This window comes from Phenylobacterium sp., assembly GCF_030697925.1.
In the GTDB taxonomy this organism is placed as follows: Bacteria; Pseudomonadota; Alphaproteobacteria; order Caulobacterales; family Caulobacteraceae; genus Phenylobacterium.
Genome location: NZ_JAUYOJ010000108.1, coordinates 39,805 through 47,799, shown reverse-complemented (window position 1 = coordinate 47,799; position 7,995 = coordinate 39,805). Strand labels below are relative to the sequence as shown.

The following is a 7,995-nucleotide window of genomic DNA, read 5'->3' as shown; positions in this document are numbered from 1 at the left end:
ATGTTCGTCGGCGTCGGCGCCAGCCGCGTGCGCGACATGTTCGAGCAGGCCAAGAAGAACAGCCCCTGCATCATCTTCATCGACGAGATCGACGCCGTGGGCCGCCATCGTGGCGCGGGCCTGGGCGGCGGCAACGACGAGCGCGAGCAGACCCTCAACCAGCTGCTGGTGGAGATGGACGGCTTCGACCCGTCGGAAGCCATCATCGTCATCGCCTCGACCAACCGTCCCGACGTGCTCGACCCGGCCCTGCTGCGTCCGGGCCGATTCGACCGCCAGGTGGTGGTGTCGAACCCCGACATCGGCGGGCGCGAACGTATCCTGCGCGTCCACATGAAGAACGTGCCCCTGGCCGCCGACGTGGAGGTGAAGACCATCGCCCGCGGCACCCCGGGCTTCTCCGGCGCCGATTTGGCCAACCTGGTCAATGAGGCGGCCCTGATGGCCGCGCGCAAGAACCGCCGCATGGTCACCCAGGCCGACTTCGAGGACGCCAAGGACCGGGTCATGATGGGCGCCGAGCGCAAGTCGATGGCGATGACCGACGACGAAAAGCGCCTGACCGCCTATCACGAAGGCGGCCACGCCCTGCTGGCCCTCAACGTCCCGGCCACCGACCCGGTGCACAAGGCCACGATCATCCCGCGCGGCCGCGCGCTGGGCATGGTGATGCAGCTGCCCGAGCGGGACCAGCTCTCCCTGTCCTACGAGCAGATGACCTCGCGCCTGACCATCCTGATGGGCGGCCGGATGGCCGAGGAGCTGATCTTCGGCAAGGACAAGATCACCTCCGGCGCCTCGTCCGATATCGACCAGGCCACGCGCCTGGCCCGGGCCATGGTCACCAAGTGGGGCTTCTCCGACAAGCTCGGCGTGGTCTCCTACGGCGAGAACCAGGACGAGGTCTTCCTCGGCCACTCCGTATCGCGCACCCAGAACGTCTCGGAAGAGACCGCCCGGCTGATCGACCAGGAGGTCAAGGCCCTGGTCCAGACCGCGTTCGACGAGGCCCGCCGCATCCTGACGGAAAAGCTCGACGAGCTGCACACCCTGGCCAAGGCCCTGCTGGAATACGAAACCCTCAGCGGCGACGAGATCATCAACGTGCTGAAGGGCGTCGCCCCCAACCGCGAAGAGAGCGACATCAAGCGGCCTTCGGGCCCCTCGGTCTCGGTGCCGATCTCGCCGCGCCCCGAGCCCGCCTAGGGCCTGAGGTTTCCACCATTCTCCGCGCCCTCCCGATCCTGTATCGGGAGGGCGTTTTCATTTGGGCGAGGGCGCGATGGTGAAGGTCATGGGGGTGGTCAATCTGACCCCCGACAGCTTCTCCGACGGCGGTCGGTTCCTGGCGCCCGACGCGGCCCTGGCCCATGCCCGCGCCCTGATCGCGCAAGGCGCCGACATCCTCGACCTCGGCGCGGAATCCACGCGCCCCGGCGCCGAACCGGTCTCGGCGGGCGACGAGATCGCCCGGCTGGTTCCGTTGATTGAAGCGATCCGGGCGACGAGCGCCGTCACCCTCTCGGTGGACACCATGAAGCCGGAGGTGGCCCGGGCGGCCTTGGCCGCCGGCGCCGACATCTGGAACGACGTCACCGCCTTGGGCTTCTCGGACGAGGCGCCCGCCATCGCCGCCGAACTCGGCTGCGGCGTGGTGCTGATGCACATGCAGGGCGAGCCTCGCACCATGCAGGCCGATCCCCGCTATGACGACGTGGTCGCCGAGGTGGCCGCGTTCCTGAATGTCCGGGCCGAGGTCGCCATGGCGGCCGGCGTGGCGCGCGACAAAATCTGGCTCGATCCCGGGATCGGCTTCGGCAAGCGGCTGGAGCACAACCTGGCCCTGCTGGCCCATATGGACGTCCTGGTCGCCCTGGGCTTCCCGGTGCTGCTGGGGGTGAGCCGCAAGCGCTTCATCGCCGCCGTGGATCTCGCCGCCGAGCTCGCGGAGGCGCGGGGACCGGGTTCGCTGGCCGCGGCCCTGGCGGGGGTCCAGGCCGGGGTCGCCGCCCTGCGCGTCCACGACGTGGCCGAGACGGTCCAGGCCCTGAAGGTCTGGGAGGCGATCAACCGCGCCCGATGAAGGGCATCTTGGTGGCCATCACGGTCATGAACTGGACATTGGCGTCCAGCGGCAGGCTGGCCATGAACACCACCGCGTCGGCCACGGCCTTCACGTCCATCAGCGGCTCGGGGGCGAAGGTCCCGTCGGCCTGGGGCACGCCCTTGGCCATGCGACTGGTCATCTCGGTGGCGGCGTTGCCGATGTCGATCTGGCCGCAGGCGATGTCGTAGGCCCGCCCGTCCAGGGAGGTCGATCGGGTGAGCCCGGTGATGGCGTGCTTGGTGGTCGTGTAGGCCACCGAATAGGGCCGCGGGACGTGGGCCGAGATCGAGCCGTTGTTGATGATCCGCCCGCCCATCGGCGTCTGGGCCTTCATCATCCGGAACGCCGCCCGGGTGCACAGGAAGGCGCCGGTCAGGTTGACGTCGACCACCCGCTTCCAGTCCTCGAGTGAGAGATCCTCCAGCCGCCCGCCCGCCGAGGCGCCGGCGTTGTTGAACAACAGGTCCAGGCGCTTGTGGCCGACGCCGATCGCCGCGAACAGGTCGTGCACCTGGCCCTCGTCCGCGACATCGGTCGGGACGACCAGGGCGCGATCGGGGGCGTGGGCCGCGGTCGCCAGCAACGGCTCGGCGCGGCGTCCGGCCAGCACCACCTTCCAGCCGGCGTCCAGCAGGCCCAGCGCCGCGGCGCGTCCGATACCCGAGCCCGCGCCGGTGACGAGTGCGATCCTGTCTGTCATCGGCTGAGGTTAGCAGGGCAGCGTCAGACGGGAAGCCGGTCCTTGTAGAGTTCCAGGAGTTCGTCCTCGCGGACCTGGGTCCAGGCCGTGCGAACGCCACCCGCCGCGCCCGGCAGGCCCTCCAGATGGGTGTGCCAGCCGCCGACCACCCCGCGGGCCACCTTCCGGGAGAGGGCGGTCTGGACCAGGGTCAGGCGGCAGCCCTCGCCGTCGGCCTCCAAGCTGACGCGCACCACCGAGTTCGGATGCTCGGGGTCGGGCCAGGTGTATTCCAGCAGCTGGGGCGGCTGCAGGGCCGTGATGACCCCGTCCATCCCGTAGCCGCCCGGGAAGCGCAGCCGATAGTGGCCGCCGACCCGCAGGTCCACCTCGGCCTCGGCCAGCCAGTCGGCGATCCGCTCCGGCACGGTGACCGCCGCCCAGACCTTCGCGATCGGTTTGCCGATCCGCCGCTCGAAGGTCACCTCGTAGGTGTCGCCGGAGCGGGTCACGATCCCCAGCGCGTCGCGCGTGGTCATACGCTCACCCCCACGGCTGCGAGCCGCGCCTTGTAGAGCTGCAGGACCGCTTTCTCCTGCTCCATGCTCCAGACGAAACGGACGCCGTCGATCGCGCCGGGGATCGCATCCAGGAACACATGCCAGCCGGCGATGCTCTCCACATACTTGGCCGGCAGCCCGTTCTGGCTGAACCGCAGCCGGCATCCGTCGCCGTCCGGCTCCAGCTCGTAGCGGACGATGGCGTCGGCATGGCCGGGATCGGGCCAGGTGTGGGCCAGTCGGCGAAGGGGCTCGTATTCGACGATCACGCCTTCCGTAGGGGTCTCCTCCGGCGAGAACCGCAGCCGGTAATGCCCGCCCAGCCGGAGGTCGATCTCGACAATGGCGAACCAGTCGGCGATCCGTTCGGGCACGGTGATCGCCGCCCAGACCTTCTCGACCGGCTTGGCGATCCGTCGCTCGAACACGAGCTCGAAGGTGTCGCCGGTGCGCGACACGGTCCCCAGACGATCTTGGCTCATTGGTCGCGCTCCAGATGCGCCTCAAGGGCGTCGAGGTGGTCGGCCCAGAAATGGCGGTAGGGTTTCAGCCACAGGTCGAGGTCGGCGAGCTTCCTCGCCTCCAGCCGGTAGATGCGTTGCTGGCCGTCGGCCCGGACGCTGACCAGGCCCGCCTCGCGCAGGGCCTTCAGGTGCTTGGAGACCCCCGGCTGGCTGAGATCCATGGCCGCCACCAGCTCCCCCGCCGGACGCTCGCCGGCCCGCAGCAAGTCGAGCAGGCGACGGCGGTTGGGTTCGGCCAGGGCTTCGAACGGGGTCATGTCTTCATATTCTATGTGAGAAATATAACTGTCAACGCATATACTTTCGAGTGTGGATGAGGGCGCATATCCCGATGCAATTCGCCTCCGGCCACGCTAGGTGCTGGGCATGTCCGAGAACAAAGGTCGCGTGCTGATCATCGCGGGCTCCGACTCCGGGGGCGGGGCGGGGATCCAGGCCGACATCAAGACCGTCACGGCGCTGGGCGGCTACGCGGCCACGGCGGTCACCGCCGTCACCGTGCAGAACACCCTGGGCGTCACCGGCGTCCACCCGATCCCGGCCGCGGTCGTCGAGGCCCAGGCCCGCGCGGTGCTGGACGATATCGGCGCAGACGCCATCAAGACCGGCATGCTGGGCGACGTGGCCATGGTCGAGACCGTCGCGGCCATCCTTGACAGCGTGCGCGGCCTACCGGCGGTGATCGACCCGGTGATGGTCGCCAAGGGCGGGGCGAACCTGCTGGCCATCGAGGCGGTGGCGGCGGTGCGCACCCTGCTCATTCCCCGCGCGGCCCTGTTGACGCCCAACGCGCCGGAGGCCCAGGCCCTGAGCGGCCTGGCGGTCGCCACCACCGACGACCTGCGCCGGGCGGGCGAGATCCTGCTGAGGCTGGGCGCGCGGGCCGTGTTGATGAAGGGGGGCCATGTGGAGGGCGCCACGGTGGTCGACGTGCTGATGACGCCCGACGGCGAGACGACCTTCGAGGGCGAGCGCTTGGAGACCCGCCACACCCACGGCACCGGCTGCACTCTGGCCTCGGCCTGCGCCACGGGCCTGGCCCAGGGCATGAGCCTCACCGAGGCGGTGGCGCGGGCCTGGGCCTATGTGCACGAGGCCATGCGCCGCGCCCCGGGCTTCGGGGCGGGCCATGGGCCGCTGGACCACGGCTGGCCGCTGCGGGAGAAACGATGAGCCACGACCTGACCGCGCGGCTGGAGGCCATCCTGCGCGCCGCGCCGAGCCTGATGCAGGTGATGGAGACCGCCCGCGAGCTGGACCTCCCGGACTGGCTGCTGTTCTCCGGCGCCATCTACCAGCGGGCGCTCAACCACCTGACCGGCCGTGACCCCGACTATGGGATCAAGGACTACGACCTCGGCTATTTCGATCCGGACGTCAGCTATGAGGCCGAGGACGGGGTCATCAAGCGGGTGGCGCGGGCCTTCGAACCGCCGCTGCGCGCGATGGTCGAGGTGCGCAACCAGGCCCGCGTCCACCTGTGGTTCGAGGGCAAGTTCGGCGAGCCCTACGCCCCGCTCGGCTCCAGCGCCGAAGCCCTCGGACGGTTCACCAGCGCGACCTTCGCGGTGGGGGCCCGGTTGGAACAGGACGGGCGAATGACCATCGTCGCGCCGTTCGGCCTCGAGGACATCTTCGCCCTGCGCCTGCGGCCCAACCCGACCCGCAAGACCAATGGCTTCCTGCGCACCGCGCAGGCGGCCCAGGCCCGTTGGCCGGAATTGGCGATCGAGGCCTAGCTCGAAGTGTCATCCCGGTTTGCGAAGCAAGACCAGGACCTATACGCGCCGATTTGACGGAATGTGGCGAGGCGTAGCCACCTCCAGAAGGATCAGGCGTTCATGGGTCCCGGATAGCAGCTTCCTGACTTCCGGGATGACAGCCGGGGTCTAGAGGTAGCCGCCGCCGCGGATCTCCATCCAGTTGTCTGGCTTGGTGAGCGGGACGAAGCCGAACTGGGCGTAGAGGCCGTGCGCGTCGCGGGTGGCCAGGTGCAGGCGGCGGAAGCCCTGCATGTCCGGATGGTCCTTCAGATAGGCCATCATCGCCTTGCCCAGGCTCGCGCCACGATAGGACTCTCCCACGAAGACGTCGCAAACCCAGCCGAAGGTGGCCCGGTCGGTGACCACCCGGGCCATGCCGGCCATGGTTCCGTCCGGGGCGTAGGCGCCGACCACCAGGCTGTTGTCCAACGCCTTGTCGAACAGGGCCCGCGGGATGCCAGACGCCCAGTAGCTCTCGCCGGCGATCCAGCCATGAGCGCGATCGCGGTCGAAGCGCGCGGCCTCATCGCTCACGACGAAGCCGTCGGCGGTGCGGGTCTCGTGGGGCATGGAATCCTCTAGCGGTCGGGTTTCAGGCGGTCTGGGCGACGGTCGCGCGCGCCTCGCTCAGAACCTGCTCGATCGCCGCGAACAGCTCCTTAGCCTCCACCGGCTTCATCACAAAGCCGCTCATCCCCGCAGCCTTGCAGACGGCCATCTCCTTGGGCGCTACTGACGCCGTGAGCGCGATGACCGGCGTGGCCTGGTTGGGGCCCGGCTCCGCGCGCAGGCGCCGCACCGCCTCCATGCCGCCCATGCGGGGCATGTTGAGGTCCATCAACACCAGGTCGAAGCGTTGGGTCGCGAGCCGTTCGAGGGCCTCGACCCCGTCATGGGCCACGGCGAGCTCGTCGCAGGCGGCCTGCAAGATCAGGGTGAAGGCCCGGCGGTTGACCTCATGGTCGTCGACGATCAGCAGGCGCAGGCCCTGGCGGTCCTGAGTCGCGTCCACCGCGGACACCGCCGCCGCAGCCGGCAGGCTCACCTTGAGATGGAAGGCCGCGCCCTGGCCCGGAGCGCTCTCCACCGACAGGTCGCCGCCCATCAGGCGGGCCAGTTCGCGGCTGATATTGAGGCCGAGGCCGGTTCCGCCATGGGTGCGCGCGACGCTGTCGCTGGCCTGGCCGTAAGGGGTGAACAGGCGGCCGACCTGCGCGGCGTCCATGCCCGGGCCCGTGTCGATCACCGACAGGGTCGCCTGGCCGTCCGGGCTCGCGGCGAACTTCAGGGTGACGGAACCAGAGTCGGTGAACTTCAGGGCGTTGGAGAACAGGTTGTTGAGCACCTGGCGCACGCGGGTCGGGTCGCCCTCGACCCAGGTCGGGACCCGGCGCGCGCCCTCGACGCGGAAGCGCAGGTTGCGGCGGCGGGCCTCGGGCGCCCAGAAACGGACGGTTTCCAGCATCAGGCGGCGCAGGTCGAAGGGCGTGACCTCCACCCCCATCTTGCCGGCCTCGATCTTGGAGAGGTCGAGCAGGTCGTCCAGCAGGGTCCGCATCATCCGCGCCGAGGATTCGATCAGCTCCAGATTGGAGGCCCGGGCGCCGGCGGCCTCGGCCCGGCCCGCCTCGACGGCGCCGGCCAGGATGGCGCTGATTGGGGTGCGCAGCTCGTGGCTGACCATGGCGACGAAGGCGGATTTGGCGGCGTCGGCGGCCTCGGCCCTTGCGCGGGCCTCGCCCTCGGCGATCAGGGCGCGGGCGGCCGAACGCCAGATCATCACCGTGCAGCCGACGATCAGCGCCGCGGAGATGGCGAGCGCCACGGCGTGGTGACCTTCGGCCCCCACGGCGAGCGCCGCGAAGGGCATGGCGCCCAGGTAGAAGGCGAAGGGCCAGGCGCTGGCCACGAAGGCCTGCAGTGACTTCTGGCTGGTCAGCGCGGTGTTGAGCAGGCCGCCGCACATCAGGACGACGCCGCAGGCCAAGCCCCAGGAACCGTCCATCACGGGTCCCATGGCGCCGTAGGCTCCGAAGACGATGGCGTTGGTCGACAGCAGGACCAGGCTCGAGAACGTCGACAGGTCGCGGCGGTGGAGCAGCAGATGCTCGGCGAGCTGGAGGCCCATATAGACGGCGACCCAGCCGAACGCGAAGGCCCAGCCGACGGTGCTGCCGAAACCCGCCAGCATCGCCACGGCCACGCCGATGCGGAAGCGCGCCTGGGACCGCCTTGCGGCCAGAACCCCCATCAGGTCGGACGAGATGCGAACGGCGCTCATACCTGGCTTTCGTCGGTCGAGTCAGGCCGTATAGCGTGTCACCTGCTAACCCTGCGTAAACCCGCGTTCTACGAACAGGCG

The 7,995-nt window shown here is 69.7% G+C and carries 10 protein-coding genes; 4 read left to right on the top strand and 6 right to left on the bottom strand.

The window, feature by feature from the left end; all coding sequences use genetic code 11:
• Both ftsH and folP read left to right on the top strand, forming a co-directional pair.
• A partial coding sequence (gene ftsH, locus Q8Q88_RS10480; RefSeq protein WP_305675138.1) for an ATP-dependent zinc metalloprotease FtsH occupies positions 1 to 1,206 on the top strand: 1,206 nt, incomplete at its 5' end.
• A 76-nt stretch (positions 1,207 to 1,282) separates the two neighbouring features.
• Positions 1,283 to 2,083 (top strand): dihydropteroate synthase, encoded by an 801-nt coding sequence (folP, locus tag Q8Q88_RS10475; RefSeq protein ID WP_305675137.1) that lies wholly within the window; start codon positions 1,283 to 1,285, stop codon positions 2,081 to 2,083.
• Here the strand turns inward: folP and Q8Q88_RS10470 are convergent.
• The 4 genes from Q8Q88_RS10470 to Q8Q88_RS10455 are packed head-to-tail and all read right to left on the bottom strand — an operon-like array spanning position 2,067 to position 4,127.
• The gene (locus Q8Q88_RS10470) at positions 2,067 to 2,807 is read right to left on the bottom strand and encodes an SDR family oxidoreductase (protein WP_305675136.1); all 741 of its coding nucleotides are present in this window, start codon (positions 2,805 to 2,807) and stop codon (positions 2,067 to 2,069) included. The two genes, folP and Q8Q88_RS10470, sit on opposite strands and share 17 nt — an antisense overlap.
• A gap of 23 nt (positions 2,808 to 2,830) precedes the next feature.
• Positions 2,831 to 3,325 (bottom strand): SRPBCC family protein, encoded by a 495-nt coding sequence (locus tag Q8Q88_RS10465; protein ID WP_305675135.1) that lies wholly within the window; start codon positions 3,323 to 3,325, stop codon positions 2,831 to 2,833.
• Positions 3,322 to 3,828 (bottom strand): SRPBCC family protein, encoded by a 507-nt coding sequence (locus Q8Q88_RS10460; RefSeq protein WP_305675134.1) that lies wholly within the window; start codon positions 3,826 to 3,828, stop codon positions 3,322 to 3,324. The genes Q8Q88_RS10465 and Q8Q88_RS10460 overlap by 4 nt, the downstream gene beginning before the upstream one ends.
• Positions 3,825 to 4,127, bottom strand: a complete 303-nt coding sequence (locus tag Q8Q88_RS10455; protein ID WP_305675133.1) for a helix-turn-helix transcriptional regulator — start codon at positions 4,125 to 4,127, stop codon at positions 3,825 to 3,827. Before Q8Q88_RS10455 ends, Q8Q88_RS10460 begins: the two co-directional genes overlap by 4 nt.
• Before the next feature lie 109 nt (positions 4,128 to 4,236).
• On the opposite strand from Q8Q88_RS10455, the gene thiD reads away from it, so the two are divergent.
• A complete protein-coding gene (gene thiD / locus Q8Q88_RS10450; protein ID WP_305675132.1) occupies positions 4,237 to 5,043 on the top strand; it encodes a bifunctional hydroxymethylpyrimidine kinase/phosphomethylpyrimidine kinase in 807 nt (268 codons plus the stop codon).
• Positions 5,040 to 5,609 (top strand): nucleotidyltransferase family protein, encoded by a 570-nt coding sequence (locus Q8Q88_RS10445; RefSeq protein WP_305675131.1) that lies wholly within the window; start codon positions 5,040 to 5,042, stop codon positions 5,607 to 5,609. The genes thiD and Q8Q88_RS10445 overlap by 4 nt, the downstream gene beginning before the upstream one ends.
• A gap of 150 nt (positions 5,610 to 5,759) precedes the next feature.
• Here Q8Q88_RS10445 and Q8Q88_RS10440 read toward each other — a convergent pair whose 3' ends face one another.
• Both Q8Q88_RS10440 and Q8Q88_RS10435 read right to left on the bottom strand, forming a co-directional pair.
• A complete protein-coding gene (locus Q8Q88_RS10440; protein WP_305675130.1) occupies positions 5,760 to 6,203 on the bottom strand; it encodes a GNAT family N-acetyltransferase in 444 nt (147 codons plus the stop codon).
• A gap of 22 nt (positions 6,204 to 6,225) precedes the next feature.
• The gene (locus Q8Q88_RS10435; RefSeq protein ID WP_305675129.1) at positions 6,226 to 7,914 is read right to left on the bottom strand and encodes an ATP-binding protein; all 1,689 of its coding nucleotides are present in this window, start codon (positions 7,912 to 7,914) and stop codon (positions 6,226 to 6,228) included.
• Between the last annotated feature and the right edge of the window lie 81 nt (positions 7,915 to 7,995).

What these genes read in the sequence shown, in the direction of transcription:
- folP (WP_305675137.1), top strand. Translation starts at nt 1,283, where the DNA reads ATGGTGAAGGTCATGGGGGTGGTCAATCTGACCCCCGACAGCTTCTCC.
- Q8Q88_RS10460 (WP_305675134.1), bottom strand. Translation starts at nt 3,828, where the DNA reads ATGAGCCAAGATCGTCTGGGGACCGTGTCGCGCACCGGCGACACCTTC.
- Q8Q88_RS10435 (WP_305675129.1), bottom strand. Translation starts at nt 7,914, where the DNA reads ATGAGCGCCGTTCGCATCTCGTCCGACCTGATGGGGGTTCTGGCCGCA.
- thiD (WP_305675132.1), top strand. Translation starts at nt 4,237, where the DNA reads ATGTCCGAGAACAAAGGTCGCGTGCTGATCATCGCGGGCTCCGACTCC.
- Q8Q88_RS10455 (WP_305675133.1), bottom strand. Translation starts at nt 4,127, where the DNA reads ATGACCCCGTTCGAAGCCCTGGCCGAACCCAACCGCCGTCGCCTGCTC.
- Q8Q88_RS10445 (WP_305675131.1), top strand. Translation starts at nt 5,040, where the DNA reads ATGAGCCACGACCTGACCGCGCGGCTGGAGGCCATCCTGCGCGCCGCG.
- Q8Q88_RS10440 (WP_305675130.1), bottom strand. Translation starts at nt 6,203, where the DNA reads ATGCCCCACGAGACCCGCACCGCCGACGGCTTCGTCGTGAGCGATGAG.
- Q8Q88_RS10465 (WP_305675135.1), bottom strand. Translation starts at nt 3,325, where the DNA reads ATGACCACGCGCGACGCGCTGGGGATCGTGACCCGCTCCGGCGACACC.
- Q8Q88_RS10470 (WP_305675136.1), bottom strand. Translation starts at nt 2,807, where the DNA reads ATGACAGACAGGATCGCACTCGTCACCGGCGCGGGCTCGGGTATCGGA.